The 14,083-nt window shown below is 71.1% G+C and carries 15 protein-coding genes; 3 read left to right on the top strand and 12 right to left on the bottom strand.

What is annotated here, in order from left to right; translation table 11 throughout:
* Window positions 1–16 precede the first annotated feature (16 nt).
* The 8 genes from HD594_RS00205 to HD594_RS00170 all read right to left on the bottom strand — a co-directional run bounded on the left by HD594_RS00205 (window position 17) and on the right by HD594_RS00170 (window position 7,386).
* Complete coding sequence (locus tag HD594_RS00205) at window positions 17–496, bottom strand: phage tail protein (RefSeq protein ID WP_184749023.1); 480 nt, start codon at window positions 494–496, stop codon at window positions 17–19.
* 26 nt (window positions 497–522) lie between these two features.
* The gene (locus HD594_RS00200; RefSeq protein ID WP_184749022.1) at window positions 523–1,380 is read right to left on the bottom strand and encodes an ABC transporter permease; all 858 of its coding nucleotides are present in this window, start codon (window positions 1,378–1,380) and stop codon (window positions 523–525) included.
* On the bottom strand, window positions 1,367–2,350 hold the full coding sequence (locus HD594_RS00195) for an ABC transporter ATP-binding protein (protein ID WP_184749021.1): 984 nt from the start codon (window positions 2,348–2,350) through the stop codon (window positions 1,367–1,369). The genes HD594_RS00200 and HD594_RS00195 overlap by 14 nt, the downstream gene beginning before the upstream one ends.
* A 10-nt stretch (window positions 2,351–2,360) precedes the next feature.
* Window positions 2,361–3,491, bottom strand: a complete 1,131-nt coding sequence (locus tag HD594_RS00190; RefSeq protein WP_184749020.1) for a LolA family protein — start codon at window positions 3,489–3,491, stop codon at window positions 2,361–2,363.
* Between the two features lie 103 nt (window positions 3,492–3,594).
* Window positions 3,595–4,530 carry a carbohydrate kinase family protein gene (locus HD594_RS00185; protein ID WP_184749019.1) on the bottom strand — a complete coding sequence of 312 codons (936 nt, stop codon included), beginning with the start codon at window positions 4,528–4,530 and terminating at the stop codon, window positions 3,595–3,597.
* A 131-nt stretch (window positions 4,531–4,661) separates the two neighbouring features.
* The gene (locus tag HD594_RS00180) at window positions 4,662–6,125 is read right to left on the bottom strand and encodes an aminotransferase class I/II-fold pyridoxal phosphate-dependent enzyme (RefSeq protein ID WP_221446514.1); all 1,464 of its coding nucleotides are present in this window, start codon (window positions 6,123–6,125) and stop codon (window positions 4,662–4,664) included.
* Window positions 6,126–6,134: 9 nt separating this feature from the next.
* Window positions 6,135–6,782, bottom strand: a complete 648-nt coding sequence (locus tag HD594_RS00175; RefSeq protein WP_271171251.1) for an IMPACT family protein — start codon at window positions 6,780–6,782, stop codon at window positions 6,135–6,137.
* A gap of 58 nt (window positions 6,783–6,840) precedes the next feature.
* Window positions 6,841–7,386 carry a helix-turn-helix domain-containing protein gene (locus HD594_RS00170; RefSeq protein WP_184749017.1) on the bottom strand — a complete coding sequence of 182 codons (546 nt, stop codon included), beginning with the start codon at window positions 7,384–7,386 and terminating at the stop codon, window positions 6,841–6,843.
* 82 nt (window positions 7,387–7,468) lie between these two features.
* On the opposite strand from HD594_RS00170, the gene HD594_RS00165 reads away from it, so the two are divergent.
* The gene (locus tag HD594_RS00165; RefSeq protein ID WP_184749016.1) at window positions 7,469–8,428 is read left to right on the top strand and encodes an alpha/beta hydrolase; all 960 of its coding nucleotides are present in this window, start codon (window positions 7,469–7,471) and stop codon (window positions 8,426–8,428) included.
* Window positions 8,425–9,288: a type II CAAX endopeptidase family protein gene (locus HD594_RS00160; RefSeq protein WP_184749015.1), complete on the top strand. Its 864-nt coding sequence runs from the start codon at window positions 8,425–8,427 to the stop codon at window positions 9,286–9,288. Before HD594_RS00165 ends, HD594_RS00160 begins: the two co-directional genes overlap by 4 nt.
* A gap of 12 nt (window positions 9,289–9,300) precedes the next feature.
* Here HD594_RS00160 and HD594_RS00155 read toward each other — a convergent pair whose 3' ends face one another.
* Genes HD594_RS00155 through HD594_RS00145 form a run of 3 tightly spaced genes read right to left on the bottom strand, consistent with a single transcriptional unit; the run spans window position 9,301 to window position 11,389 of the window.
* Window positions 9,301–9,678 carry a hypothetical protein gene (locus tag HD594_RS00155; protein WP_184749014.1) on the bottom strand — a complete coding sequence of 126 codons (378 nt, stop codon included), beginning with the start codon at window positions 9,676–9,678 and terminating at the stop codon, window positions 9,301–9,303.
* Window positions 9,678–10,631, bottom strand: a complete 954-nt coding sequence (locus tag HD594_RS00150; protein ID WP_221446513.1) for an NAD(P)-dependent alcohol dehydrogenase — start codon at window positions 10,629–10,631, stop codon at window positions 9,678–9,680. The genes HD594_RS00155 and HD594_RS00150 overlap by 1 nt, the downstream gene beginning before the upstream one ends.
* Entirely contained in the window at window positions 10,628–11,389 is a 762-nt protein-coding gene (locus HD594_RS00145; RefSeq protein WP_184749013.1) for a DUF4386 domain-containing protein, read from the bottom strand. The genes HD594_RS00150 and HD594_RS00145 overlap by 4 nt, the downstream gene beginning before the upstream one ends.
* A 168-nt stretch (window positions 11,390–11,557) precedes the next feature.
* Between HD594_RS00145 and HD594_RS00140 the strand changes: the two genes are divergently transcribed.
* A complete protein-coding gene (locus HD594_RS00140; RefSeq protein ID WP_184749012.1) occupies window positions 11,558–12,556 on the top strand; it encodes an AraC family transcriptional regulator in 999 nt (332 codons plus the stop codon).
* Here the strand turns inward: HD594_RS00140 and HD594_RS00135 are convergent.
* The gene (locus tag HD594_RS00135) at window positions 12,505–13,992 is read right to left on the bottom strand and encodes a serine hydrolase domain-containing protein (protein ID WP_221446512.1); all 1,488 of its coding nucleotides are present in this window, start codon (window positions 13,990–13,992) and stop codon (window positions 12,505–12,507) included. The two genes, HD594_RS00140 and HD594_RS00135, sit on opposite strands and share 52 nt — an antisense overlap.
* Window positions 13,993–14,083: the final 91 nt, after the last annotated feature.

The following is a 14,083-nucleotide window of genomic DNA, read 5'->3' as shown; positions in this document are numbered from 1 at the left end:
CCTATGGTCGCCTCGGCTAGATGACGGGCTCCGATGGCTCGGCCGCGGCCTTGCGCCGTTCCCAGCCCTCGTTCTCGAGCCGGATCCGCTCGATCGCCACGGCGTTGCCGGACGCATCGAGTTCGGGCAGAGCTTGGCACTCGGACACCCAGCAGCGGAAGACCTGATAGGTCAGCACCTTCTGGCCCGCCTCGTCATGCACATCGACAAGGAGGTCCTTGCGGACGGCGGCCCGGGACGCATGCGCCGCCCACTTCTCGAACTCGGGATCGTGTGTGATCCCGCGCTCGAGCGTGATCGCCTCGTACGAGCTCCGGCCGGGTGACGTGCCGGTCATCGCCTTCTCTGCGTCCTCGCGATGCTCGACGACCTCGGTCGTGCGTCGCAGTGCGGACACGTTGCTGAAGCCGGCGACCTCGCGACCCTCCCACCGGATGCGGAACGTGAAGTTCCTGTAGCGAGTGCGGCGCGCAGGGTCTGCGGTGAACTCGGGCATGTGATCACTCCTCCGCGTGGGTGGGCCTACGACAGGATGTCCTTCGTGGTGAAGCGCGCGATCGCCGCGGCGCCGAACACGAGGACGTAGCCCGCCTGCAGCAGGGCGTTGCCCGCGAACGAGTCCCACACGATCGGAGACCGCAGCAGATCGCCGAAACCCAGCCACTGATCCGTGAAGAGCCACGGATGCACGGCCTCGAGCTGGGGGATCGCTCCGATGATCTGCGCGGTGACCGAGAGAATGGCCGTCGCCGCCATCGCGCCGATCGGCACGGTCGTGAGCGTCGAGAGGAACAGCCCGATCGCCGACAGCCCGACCATCGACACCGACACGTACGCGGCGACGGCGAGCAGCCGCAGCAGACCGTCCCCGACGGGCACCTGCGCACCTGAGAGGAGGGTGACCGGGCCGAACCCGAAGAGGACCCACCCGATGACGGTGCCCGCCACGACCACGATGAGCGTCGCCGCGACGCAGAACGCGATCGCGGCGGAGAACTTCACCGCGAGCAGGCGGGCTCTGCCTGCGGGGGCGATCAGCAGATAGCGGAGCGTCCCGTGGCTCGCCTCGCCGGCGATCGCGTCGCCCGCGGCGACGCTCACGGTCAGCGGGAGGAACAGCGGGATCGCGACGGTCAGCGCCGCCAGAGCGAGGAAGAAGCCGTTGTTCGTCACCTGATCGAGGAACGCGGGCCCGCGGCCCGGGCTCGACCCGCCGACGATCCGGATCGCGACACCCATCAGGATCGGGATCAGCGCGAGAGCCGCAAGCATCGCCCACGTGCGCGGCCGCCGGAACTGCGTGGCCAGCTCGTTGCCCAGCAGCTGGAGCGTCCCCCATCCGGTGCCCTGGGCCGCCGTCGCGACGTCAGGCGACGACATCGAAGCCCTCCCCGGTCAGCTCCACGAAGCGCTGCTCGAGGCTCTCGCCGACGACCTCGAAGCCCCGCACCCGCGCGCCTGCCGTGACCAGAGCCGCCACCAGCTCCTCCGGCGGGAGAGCGGCGGGCAGCACCCCGGTGATCAGCTCGCGATCGGCGGATGCAGCCTGCGCGGTGACGCCAACTCCCATCCCGGCGAGCACGTCCCGTGCGGTCTCGAGGTCGGGGGTGCGGATGCGGACGCGAGCGGGTTCGCCGGCGCGACGGAACTCGTCGAGCGTCCCCTGGGCGACGAGCCTGCCGCCGTTCATCACACCGACATGGGTGCACAGCTGCTCGATCTCGGCGAGCAGGTGGCTCGAGACGAACACCGTCGTGCCATCGGCGGCGAACGAGCGGATGAGCGAGCGGACCTCGCGGGTGCCCTGCGGGTCGAGGCCGTTCGTGGGCTCGTCGAGCACGAGCAGGTCGCGCGGCATCAGCAGCGCGTTCGCGAGGCCGAGACGCTGCTTCATGCCCAGCGAGTAGGCGTGCGCCTTCTTCCTTGCGGCGTGTTCGAGACCCACGCGCTCCAGTGCGGCGGCGACCCGCGCCTTCCGTGTGCGCGCGTCGGAGTGCCGGGCTGCCGCGTCGAAGCGGTGCAGATTCTGCGCTCCGGTCAGGAACGGCGAGAACGCCGGTCCCTCGACGAGCGCACCCACACGGGGAAGCACCGTGTCGAGCGAACGCGGCATCGGCGACCCGAGCACGCTCGCTTCGCCGCCGGTCGCGCGCAGCAGCCCGAGCAGCATCCGGATCGTCGTCGTCTTGCCCGAGCCGTTCGGGCCCAGAAAGCCGTAGACGGCGCCGCGGGGCACGGTGAGGTCGACGGCGTCGACGGCGGTCTGCGCCCCGAATCTCTTCGTGAGACCGCTCGTCTGGATCGCGGGCGCCGCGTCGGCGGGCGGGTGCGCGGCAGGGGAGTCCGTCACGGATGGTCCGTCAGCGGCCGGACTGGGCGGCTTCGACGAGGACCGACGTCGGCACGGCCCCGGCCAGGATCCGACCGTCGTCGGTCACGAGCACGCTGACCAGGGATGTCTGCAACGCCCATCCGCCCTCGACCTCCGCCGTCAGGCTCTCGAACATCGCCATCTGCTCCGGGGCGAGGGACGACAGCGCGTCTCCCTCGCCCGTGGACGCGGGCATTTCGACGACCGTCGACCAACCCTCGCCGATGACCACGGGGGCGGCATCCGGAGACATCTCGTCCTGATCGTGCGCTGCGCCATCCGGCGCCGCGATCTCCTTCTCGGCGATGGTCATGTCTGCGCCGGGTTCGAAGGCGAACACGGCGGGATCCGGGGCCGAGAAGTCCACGTCGGTGAACGCGAACTCGAAGGCCGGGGCCTCTGCACCACGGGCGGTGATGGACATCGCCAGCCCAGCTCCGTTCTCTCCGTCGATCGCGAAGCGCACCTCGCCCACGAGAGTGTCGGTCGTGCGGGGCTCGAGGATGAGCTCGTACACGTCGCGCCCGGCGACACGGCCGTCCGTGCCGACCGTCACCTCGGTGGTCTCGTCGAGCCGGGCCAGCGCCGTGTCGAGCATGTCGTCGGGGGTCTGCACGAGAGCGTCTTCGTCGACCGTGCCCTTCGGGGCGTCTGCGGGGAACGTGAACGTGGTCGCGGTCTGCGACTCGCTGTCGACGAACCAGACCTCCTTCGCGGCGCCGTCGACGTAGACGTTGCGCTCGGCGAGCTGGTCGAGCACCTGCAGGCGCGCCAGATCGCCGTCGACGTAGATCTTCGCGGTGTGGGAGCCGGTGACGAGGGCGATCAGGTCATCGACATCGGCCGCGCCCGATTCGTCGCCCGCTTCTCCCATGGGTGCGGTGAGCGCGCCGAGGTCTGGCAGGCCCAGATCGGACGTCTGCTCGATCGTGCCGCTGAACGCATCGACATCGCTCGCCTGTGCGAACGCGATCAGCTCCTCGACGGTCTTGTCGGGCAGATCGACCGCGCCGCTCGCAGCCATCGGCGCCACGACGACAGCCGCGACCGCGAGTGATGCTGCGGCCACCGAGGCCCCCACCACGAGGCGAGGGTCGAGCACACGACGCTGATGGCTCATGGCTCCAGGCTACGCCGGGAACGGCGCGATGGGCTCGGATCTGCGCCAACACCCAGGATCAGCAGCGGCGCGGACGCCCGGCCCTGACCTGCCGGCGAGCGGATCAGGAGCCCCGGAGCCGCGGCTCGGGCAGCCGGCGCACCAGCGCATCCACTTCCTCCCTGTCGGGCAGGCCGAGCCCGATGCGGCTGACCGACAGGGCGGCGGCGGCGTTGGCGAACCGCACCGAATCCACCCAGTCGCGACCGTCGAGGCGGCTGACCGCGAGGGCGGCGAGAAAGACGTCGCCTGCGCCCGTCTCGTCGACGGCCTTCACGCGCGCCGTCGGGATCTCCCGCAGTCCGTCGTCGTCCAGGAGCACCGCGCCGTGCTCGGACCTCTTGAGGATGACGCGCCGCGCGCCGGCGGCCCGCAGTTCACGCGCAGCGGCCTCGGTCCACAGCACGGACGAATCCCGCCGGCCGGTCAGGCGAGCCGCCTCTTCGAGATCCGGGGTGATCGCGTCGGCCGAGAGCAGCTGGTCCCGCCGGACGCGCTCGGGCGGAGCTGGGTCGAGGAACAGCGGAACCCCGCGCGCGGTCAGCTCCGCGGCTAGCGCGCTCAGGGTGTCGGGAGGCAGTTCCGCCTGAGCCGCCACGATGTCGTCCGGCGTCAGCTTCGCGACGTGCGGAGCGACATCCGCCCACGTCAGGCGATCGTTCGCACCCGGGGAGAAGACCAGCGAGCGGTGCTTTCCCTCCTGCAGATCGATCGCCACGAATCCCGTGTTGTGGTGCGGAGTCCGGATCACCCCCGAGACGTCGACGCCGTCCCCGGCCGCGGCTTCGATGCAGTGCTCGCCGAAGTCGTCCGTGCCGACCCGCGCGACGAGTGTCGCTTCGACGCCCATCCGTGCGGCGGCGCGCGAGACGTTGCCGGCCTTGCCGCCGGGTTCGGCGAGGTGGCTCTCGGCCACCAGCGTCGCCTGCGTGGCAGACTCCCGCACGCCGAACAGGTGGATGTCCATGTTCAGCCCGCCGACGACCAGCAACCGTCCCACCGTCAGCCTCCTCGCGTCCGGCGGCGGCCGATCGTGCTCGGCCGCCTGTCCTCCGGTCTAGCACCCGTGAGACGGAACCGGATAGGGACCAAGGGCCGCTCCGCCATCGGATGCCCGCCGGCGAGCGGTGCTCACGAACGGTCGGTCAGCACCTGGATCGTGCGCAGACTCGGGTCGGCCGCGTAGGCGATCCGCCCGCCGTCGGCGAGGGTGTCGCCGAGGACCCGCAGCGCCGCCGCGGTGACCCGCTCGCCCGGAGCGATGACCGGCACCCCCGGCGGATACGGGGCGATGAGTTCGGCGCTGACACGGCCGACCGCGTCGGCGGCGGCGACGGTCTCGGCCTCGGCGAAGAACGCCGTGCGCGGGGAGGCCGCCGTCTGCGGCTCGACGGACCACGCCGCGGACCCGTGCTGAGCGCGCGGAGCGCCGCGCCGCCGCTCGATCGACCGCGCCAGCGCGTCGAGCAGGCGGTCCACGGTGCCGGCGTCGTCGGCCAACGTGACGATCGGCACCAGAAGATCGCGGTCCGCCATCTCGAGCGCGATGCCGTCCGCCAGCAGGTCGGCTTCGACCTCGTGGCCGTGCGCACCCGTTCCTGCCAACAGGACCACGAGTTTGGTCGGGTCGACCTCGAACGCGTCATTCGTCTCGAGGATGCGGATGCCGGGCACGGCCGACAGTGTCTGCCGGGCATGCGCCACCAGGTCCACGAGCCCGCCGACGAGCTCCTCGCCGTCGCGCTCCAGCAGCGCGCGCGACGCGTCGATGCTCGCCAGGATCGCACCGGCGGGGCTCGTGGTGTTCCCCGCCTCGAACGCCCGCTCCAGACGATCCGGGTCGACCAGGCCGCCGTCGCGACTGGTCCGCGCGGCGATGATCGCGCCCTGACTCCACGCGGGGAGCGTCTTGTGCGCGCTCGTCACGAGAATGTCCGCGCCGAGATCGAGTGCATGAGAAGGGACGCGGGTCGAGAAGCCGAACACGGCCGCCCACGCGGCGTCGACGACGAGAGGAACGCCGGCGGAATGCGCGACCTCGGCGATCGCGGCGGTGTCGGATCGCGTTCCGATGTAGGAGGGATCGCCGATCAGCACCCCGCAGGCATCCGGGTGGTTCGCGAGCGCGGCGGCCACCGCCTCGGGAGGCACGCCGCCGGGGAGCCCCGTCGCCGGATCGATCTCGGGCCTCACCCACACCGGGTCGAGCCCCGCGTGGACGAGGCCGAGAAGCACCGACCGATGCAGCGTCCGCGACACGACGACGGGCTGGCCGGGCGCGCCGAGGGCGAGCACCGCCGCCTGATTGGCGTGCGTGGCGCCGCCGACCGACAGCCGGCACCAGTCCACGCCCCACGCCCGCGCGGCGCGGCGTTCGGCATCTCGCAGTCGCCCGCCTGCCTGCTTCATCGAGTCGAGACCCGCGAACAGCGGCACGTCGCCGCGCACCACGTCGCCGACCAGGTCGGCCCGGTGCTTGTGCCCGGGAATCGTGAACGGCGTCAGCTCACCGGTGTCGACACCGGCGACGAAATCGATCCAGCCCGCCAGGAGCGGAGCCTCCGACGCGAGGCCCCGGGGGTCGTGCACATCCACAGGCCAACGCTAGTCCGCGACGTCGACGATCCGCGTGCCGCCCACAGCGGGCGCGAGCGTTCCCCCGGAAGCCGACGCGATCTCGTCGCGCAGCCGCGGCACGGCGTCGGCCGGTGCCCAGACCTCGAGCGTCGCGTGCGCCCCGTAGGTCGTCTCGCCGAGCGTCGCGCCGGAGCGCTGCACCCAGTCGCGCAGCAGGTTCTCGAAGCGGCCGGCGTCGGCGTGGGGGACGTCGAGGCGCACCTGCGTGAGCTCGCGGCGGCGCACCAGCCGCGCCTCGTCGAGGGCGTCCGACACCGCGGTGGAGTAGGCGCGCACCAGCCCGCCGGCGCCGAGCTTCACCCCGCCGAAGTAGCGGGTGACGACGGCGACGACGTCCGTGAGGTCGCGGCGGCGGAGCACCTCGAGCATCGGGATCCCCGCGGTGCCCGACGGCTCGCCGTCATCCGACGAGCGCGCCTGGTCGCCGCGGAGCCCCGTGACCATCGCCGTGCAGTTGTGGCGCGCATCCCAGTAGCGCTTCCGGACAGCCGCGATGGCGGCATCCGCCTCCTCGACCGACGCGACCGGCTCGACGCGGGCGATGAATCGCGACTTGCGCACGACCAGCTCGCGCTCGACGCCTGCCGCGATGGTGGCGGGGTACGTGCTGGTCACCACTCGACGATAGCCGCGGCCATCGGAGCGAGATGAGATCACCGGCGCCGGGCGCCGGTCAGGCGGATGCCTCGGCGCCCGCATCCGGCATGAGCACCGTGGAGAAGAGCACGCGCCGACGGTCCGGGGTCGGCTCGTTGCCGAGGAACGGCTGCAGAGCGCCGCTCAGTGCCGCCACCATCGCGCGCAGCTCATCCTCGCTGAGCCACAGCGCGACCTGGCGATAGCCCACGGGGTCTTCGGACGGCCGCGCGTCCGGCAGATCGAGGTAGCGCGAGAAGGCGCTGATCAGCGCGCCCGCGAACACGGCGAACCCTTCGCGATGCTCGTCCGCCGACATCGCCGCCGCGTCGCCCGAGTCGAGGCCGGCCGCCCCGTCCGCGACCCGGAAGGTGCGCTCGACGCCGCCGCGGATCCGGCGTTCCGACACCACCCGGAGCACCCCGGCATCGGCGAGTGCCGAGATGTGCCGGTAGAGCGTCGCCTGGGGCACGTCCGGCATGCGGTCTGCGAGCTCTCGCGCGGTGACATCGTTCGACGAGCACTCCAGCACGATCCTGAGACGTACGGGATGGAGCACGAGGTCGCTTCGGCTGGAGGTCACGAACCCCAGGGTAGCGCAATGCTCCCACTTTCGATAATGTTCTCAATACCGATACCAATCACGCACGCCAGAGGAGACCGCAGTGCCCGAGTCCGACATCACCATCGAGGCCACCGGGGCGACGCTCGCCGGCACGTTCACGACACCGTCCGGCGCGGGTCCTTTCCCCGCCGCGCTGATCGTCGCGGGCTCGGGCCCGCTGGATCGCGACGGCAACGCCAAGCGCGTGCCGCTGAACGCCAGCCGCGACCTCGCGCGCCTGCTCGACGGCCAGGGCTGGGCCACGCTGCGGTTCGACAAGCGCGGCGTCGGCGCATCGACCGGCGCGTACCTGCCGACGGGGTTCCAGGACGAACTCGCGGATGTCGAGGCCGCGCTCGACTGGCTCGCCTCGCGACCCGAGACCGGCCCGATCATCGTGGTCGGCCACAGCGCCGGCGCGTCGATGGCGGCGGAGCTCGCGCGCGGCGACACGCGGATCGCGGGCGCGATCATGCTCGCGGTGACCGCCAAGACCGGCGAGGACACCCTGGTGTGGCAGGCGCAGGAAGTGGCCAAGACGCTGCCGGGATTCGCCCGCTTCGTCCTCCGCGTGATGCGCACCGATGTCGCGACGCAGCAGAGGAAGGCGCTCGACAAGCTCAAGGCCACGACGGGCGACGTCGTGCGGATGCAGGGCGTTCGCGTCAACGCGAAGTGGATGCGGGAGTTCATGGCCTACGACCCGATGCCGGCGCTGCGGGACATCTCGGTTCCCGTCCTCGCGCTGACGGGGACGAAGGACGTGCAGGTGGACCCCGCCGATCTCGCCGTCGTCGCGGATGCGGTCGCCACGGCCGAGACGCACGTGCTGACCGACGTCGACCACATCCTCCGTATCGAACCCGCGCCGGTGTCGAACGTGCAGCACTACAAGAAGCAGGCCCGCAACCCGATGGCCCCGCAGGTCGAGTCCCGCATCGTCGACTGGCTGGCGACGGTGACCAGCCCGGCACGCACGACGGTGCCGGCCGGCGGGGGAGAAGGAGACACCGCGTCATGACCGCATCCGCACCGCGTCCCGTGCCCGTGCGTCACGTGGTGTGGTTCTTCGTGCTCGCGTTCGTGATCTCGTGGCTCGCGTGGCTCCCCACCGTCCTCGACTCCACCGGCATGCTGGACCTGCCCGATCCGGTGGGCATCCTGGGGATCGTCGGCCCGTTCGGCCCGTTCATCGCGGCTCTCGTGATGGTCCGCCGAAGCCGCGGCCGTGGCGCGATCATGGCGCTCCTCAAGCGCGGCTGGAGCTTGGACTTCGACAAGCGCTGGCTCGTGCCCACAATCCTGCTCGCTCCCGCGATGGCCGCCGTGACGGTGGGCGTCATGGCGCTGACGGGGCAGCAGGTCGCGTGGGAGTACGGACTCTCTGCGGTCGCGATCGTGCCCATGGCCCTGTTCATCCTCGTCATGAACGCCGCTCCCGAGGAGTACGGCTGGCGAGGCTACGCCCTCGAGCCGATGATGAGCCGGCTCGGAGCGCTCGGGGCGAGCCTCGTGCTCGGAGCCGTCTGGGGCCTGTGGCACCTGCCGCTGCACTTCATCGCCGGGACCGTTCAGGAGAACATCCCGATCTACCAGTTCATCCTCCAGCAGATGGTGCTGGCGGTGTTCTACACGTGGCTGTTCGCCAACACGCGGGGCGCCGTGTCGATCGCGATCCTCTTCCACACGATCGCGAACGTCGTCGGCGCGGCCGTGCCGACCTGGACCACCGAACAGGGCCGATGGACCGGATTCCTCGTGCAGCTGGCATTCGCCGTCGTCATCGTCCTCGTGTGGGGTCCGCGGCGACTGAGCAGGCGACGCGAGACCGGCGGCGAAGCGGCATCCGCAGAGCCGTCGGCACCGTCGCCCGCCGCCTGACGGTGCTCCGCGCTACCCCAGCGCGATGAAGAACGACAGAACCGCCAGCACGATCGACACCGGCACCATCGTGTAGCGCTCGGGCTTGCTGCGCGAGACGGCGTTCATGACGATGCCGAGGGCGAAGTACGCGAAGAACACCCACATCGCGATCTGCGAGAACGCGTCGCCGAAGACATCGACGACGCCCACGCAGTCCCACGCGACCACCGCGACGAACGCGTAGATCACGACCGATACGGCGCTCCCGATGCGCAGCCGCGCGGGGAGCACCCGGTGCTGACCGCCCCACGCGAAGCGGCCGAGGGGAGCGCCGAAGATCAGGGCGATCTGGAACACCGCGAGCAGGGCGAGAACGGCGGTGAGGACGGCTGCGAGGGTGACGTGCATCAGATCTCCTTCGGGTGCACGCGGACAAGCACATTGCCGCGCTTGCGGCCGGTCTCGACATGCCTGTGCGCGTCCGCGACGTCGTCCAGATCGTAGTCGCGGTCGATGACGGCGCTGAGCGCGCCCGAGGCGAGCAGATCGCGGACGTCCATGAGCTCGGCCAGCGTCTCGTCGCGGCGCGATCGGGTCGTCACGAACCTCCCGCCGTCGGCGAGGATCGCGCGCACGGACCTGCTTCGCAGCGTGCCGACGGTGTCGAAGACGGCGTCGAATCGGCGGCCCGTCGTCGTCGCATCCGTCGTCGTGTGGTCGATCACGTCGTCCGCCCCGAGATCGAGCGCGAGGCCGGCGTTCCGGCCGGAGCACACCGCGGTCACCCGCGCCCCGCGGGCCCGAGCGATCTGGACGGCGAAGGTCCCGACGCTCCCCGAGGCCCCGTTCACCAGGACGCTGCGGCCCGGGCCGACGCCGCCCCTCTCGAGGAAGTGGAGCGCGGTCATCGCGCCGACGGGAACCGGTGCCGCCTCGTCGAACGAGACGCGGTCGGGGATCTCGGCGATCATCCCCTCGGCCGCCGCCACCACGTACTCGGCATGCGCGCCGTGCTCGGTGCCGGAGGTGGTCCCGAAGACACGGGAACCCGGAGCGAAGCCGAGCGCGTCGTCGCCGACCGCCACGACGACGCCGGCGAACTCGTGACCCAGGATGCGCTTCGGCTTCTCTCCGAAGGCGCGGACGACGAACCCCGGCATGCGCCGGAGAACCACGTCGCCGCGGGTCACCGAGGTCGCGTGGACCCGGACCAGCACCTCGTCGGGCCCGGGCACCGGTACGGGCACCCGAACGAGTTCCAGTCCTTCGACCGACCCGGGTCGTCGCGTCCGCACGGCCGTCATCGTCGTTCCCTCGTTCGCGCCCGGCAGCATCCGGATGCTCCGCCCGGTGTCGCTCACAGGTGTGCTCCCTTCGCAGCCTCCGCGCGGCGGATCCACGCGGTCGTGTCGACGCCCTTGATCAGCAGCCACAGGGCGAAGACCAGTTCGCCGGGGATCGCGAGGACGATCACGACGATCTCGAGCGGGCCGGCGAGCTCCGGCGCGATCAGAACCCCGAAGCTCTGCACGAAGTACCCCAGGCCGGCGAGGGCGAGCAGGATGCCGGGCCACTTCGGCATGAACCCGGAGCGGGACACGAGCCAGCCGGTGAGGACGAGCGAGAGGGCGAAGAACAACCCCCACACGAGGATGATCGAGTCGTTCGCCTCTTGGAAGAACAGCGCGAGCGCGTCGGTCTGGTCGGCGGAGAACGCCGCGAGGTAGCTCGCGCCGCCGAGGGCGACGAGCGTCGCGATGCTCGTGAAGACGTTGCCGGCCGCCATCACCACGCCCTCCGCGACGCGTGCGAGCGCCGCCGCGAACGACCCGGCCCGGCTCACCGGACGGAAGAGCACGTAGAGCACCGCGGCGAGCGCGATCTCGATGAGGAAGATGGATGCCTCGCCCACCATTCCGAGGCGGAACAGCCCTTCGGCGGCCCGGATGCCGTCGGCGGTCGCCGCGGCGTCGCCGGGGACGACGAGGGCCTCCCTGCCGAGCATCGTCGACAGCGGGTAGATGATGAAGATCGCGAGGTACAGCATTCCTGCGATCCGGGTGAGCCGGCGAAGCCGGGTCTCGGTGCCGAGCTGAGCGGCGGTCGTCGTGGTCGACATGATTCCTCCTGCGTACGGTCCGGTGCTTGCCAGACCCAAGCTACGAAGGGGCGGATGCCGCGGTATTGGAGGATTCGGCCCCGTTCTTGACCTGCGCGGCCACGGTGGCGCACGCGCCTCCCGCCGGAGGGTGATCCGCTACGCTTCGGTCCGAACGGGGGAGTCGCGGTGAGTGTTGTGCGCGGGCCGGTCATCCGGCGGGTGATCGACGCAGCGCGCGGCGCCGGGGCCCGCGATGAGCTGCTCGCGAGCGTGGGGCTGTCGGCGAGTGCCTCGCCGCTGGAGGCCGCCAAGGAGATCGTCGGCTCCGATGCCTACTACGACCTGCTCGAGCGCGTCACGGCATCCGGCGATCACACCCTCCCGCTCCGGTACGCGGCGCTGCTGCAGCCCGACGACCTGGGGGCCCTCGGGCTCGGCCTCAAGACGGCGGCGACGGTCCGCGAAGCCCTGCTCCGACTCGGCCGCTACATCCTCGTTCTCAGCGACACGCTCGAGTACGAGCTGCGTCCGGGCGACCACCCGACGCTGGTCATGTCCCGGCCGAGCCATCGACGCGGTGCGCAGCTGGCCAACGAGTGCGCCCTCGGCGCGGTCGTATCGGTCCTGCGCCGGATCACGGGCGTCGAGATCCGGCCCGAGCTGGTCACCTTCCGCCATCCCGGCCCCGCATCGACCACAGACCACGAGGCCTTCTTCGGGTGCTCGGTCGACTTCGACGCGGACGGCAACGCGATCGTGTTCACGCCCGAGACCCTGGCGACGCCGACGCAGCTCGGCGACGAGGGGCTGTCGGCGTTCCTCCTGGCCGAACTGGATGATCTCAAGCGGTCGAGCGCGGATCGGTCGCTCGAGTCCCGGGTGTACTCCGCCGTGACCGACGCGCTGCCGGACGGCGTTCCCCGACGGGCCCACATCGCGCGGAGGCTCGGGATGAGCGAGCGGACGCTGCACCGGCGTCTCGCCGACGAAGGGGTGTCCTTCGCCTCCGTCGCCCGCGCCGCGCAGCTCGACGCGGCCGAGGCGCTGCTGGTGCAGACCGAGAACTCGCTGGGCGAGATCGCGTTCCTGACGGGCTTCTCCGACCAGAGCGCGTTCTCGCGGGCGTTCCGGTCTCACTTCGGCGCGACGCCGCTGGCGTACCGCACGTCGTGCGCGTCCGCCTGAGCGGTGTCGGGCGCGGGCGTGTCGGGTCGACGGGATCTGCCGGTGAACGCGATGACGAGCCGGAGAACCGCCCATACGACCCCGGTCACGGCGCCTGCGACGAGCACCAGCCCCATGTCGGGCTGGAACAGCGCCACGGTGCCCAGCGGCGCCCCCATCATCGTCGGCACCAGACTCAGCATGACCCACGCCGCGACGACCGTGGTCAGCAGCGGGAACCACAGACTGAACTGCCCGGAGACACCCGACTTGGCGCGGATCGCGGTGCGGTGGGTCCAGGCCCAGACCATGCTGATCACGTAGAAGACGGGCAGCAGCGCGAGGCCGATGAACAGGGCCTTCTGAGACCAGCGGGATCCCTCGCCGTCATAGTCGAGCCCGAGCGCGATGGCCGTGATGCCGCTGCGGAGTTCGGTCGTCTCGCCGAACCCGATTCCGCTGCCGCCGTTGACCAGCACCACCGCGCCGGTGCCGTCGGACGGGCGCATCGTCGCGAGCGTCTCGAACCCGGGAGTCGCCCCGGCATGCCACACCGTCCCCTGGGCGGAGTCGATGAACCAGCCGAAGCCGTAGAACGGCGACGCGTCGCTAGCGGGACGCATCATGAGCGCCTTGCCGTCCGCGCTCAGCACATCGTCTTCACCGTTCATCATCATCTGCATGTACAGCGCGAGATCGGCGGCGCTCGCGATCACCCCGCCCTGCGGCGCGGTCCCGCGGTGGGTCGCGGTGTCGGTCACGGGCCGCTTCGTCCAGAACCACGGCACGTGCCCGGTCGCCATCGAGTCATGAACCTCGCCGTCGGCGACGAAGCTGTCCGCCATGCCGACCGGCTCGAGGATGCTCGACTCGATGTAGACCTCGAACGGCTGCGCACTCACGACCTCGATGAGGCGACCGAGGATCTGGTAGTTCGTGTTCGAGTACTCCCACCGTTCGTCCGGCTGGTAGGCGGGTGCGACGTCTTCGAGCGCGTCGACCGCTCGCGCCAGTTCGTCCGGCCCGCCCGCGTCATCGGTGTGCGATGCGTTCCCCTGGCCGGTCGAGAAGCCGCTCGTGTGGCTCAGGAGCTGGCGGATCGTCACCTCCCCGGCGGGCGCGCCCGAGAACCCGTCGAGGTGCCGGGAGATCCCGTCATCCAGCGCGATCTCGCCGGCCTCGACCAGCTGCATCACCGCCAGCGCCGTGAAGCTCTTCGAGATCGATCCGGTCGCGAAAGGGGTGTCCTCCGTGACCTCGGCGTCGTCTCCGCTCCGGGCGACCCCGCGCGCGCCCGCCGCCGTCGTCTGGCCGTCGGCGACGACGGCGTAGGCGACGCCCGGTGCGCCCGAAGCGGGCATCGCGCCGTCGATGAACTCCTCGATCGCCGCGTCCGGCGCGCTCGCCGGCACGCTCGCACCCAGACTGATGGTGAGGATCGTCAGAAAGCGCAGCACCGGATCACTGTCCCTCGGCTCGTGCGGATGTCGGCATCCACAGGTTATCTCGTCGAGCGAGAGCGTATCGTACTAAGTACGAAGACGGTAG

Origin of the sequence: Microbacterium thalassium, assembly GCF_014208045.1 — a bacterium.
Classification (GTDB): Bacteria; Actinomycetota; Actinomycetes; order Actinomycetales; family Microbacteriaceae; genus Microbacterium; species Microbacterium thalassium.
This window is presented reverse-complemented; position numbering and strand designations above follow the sequence as displayed.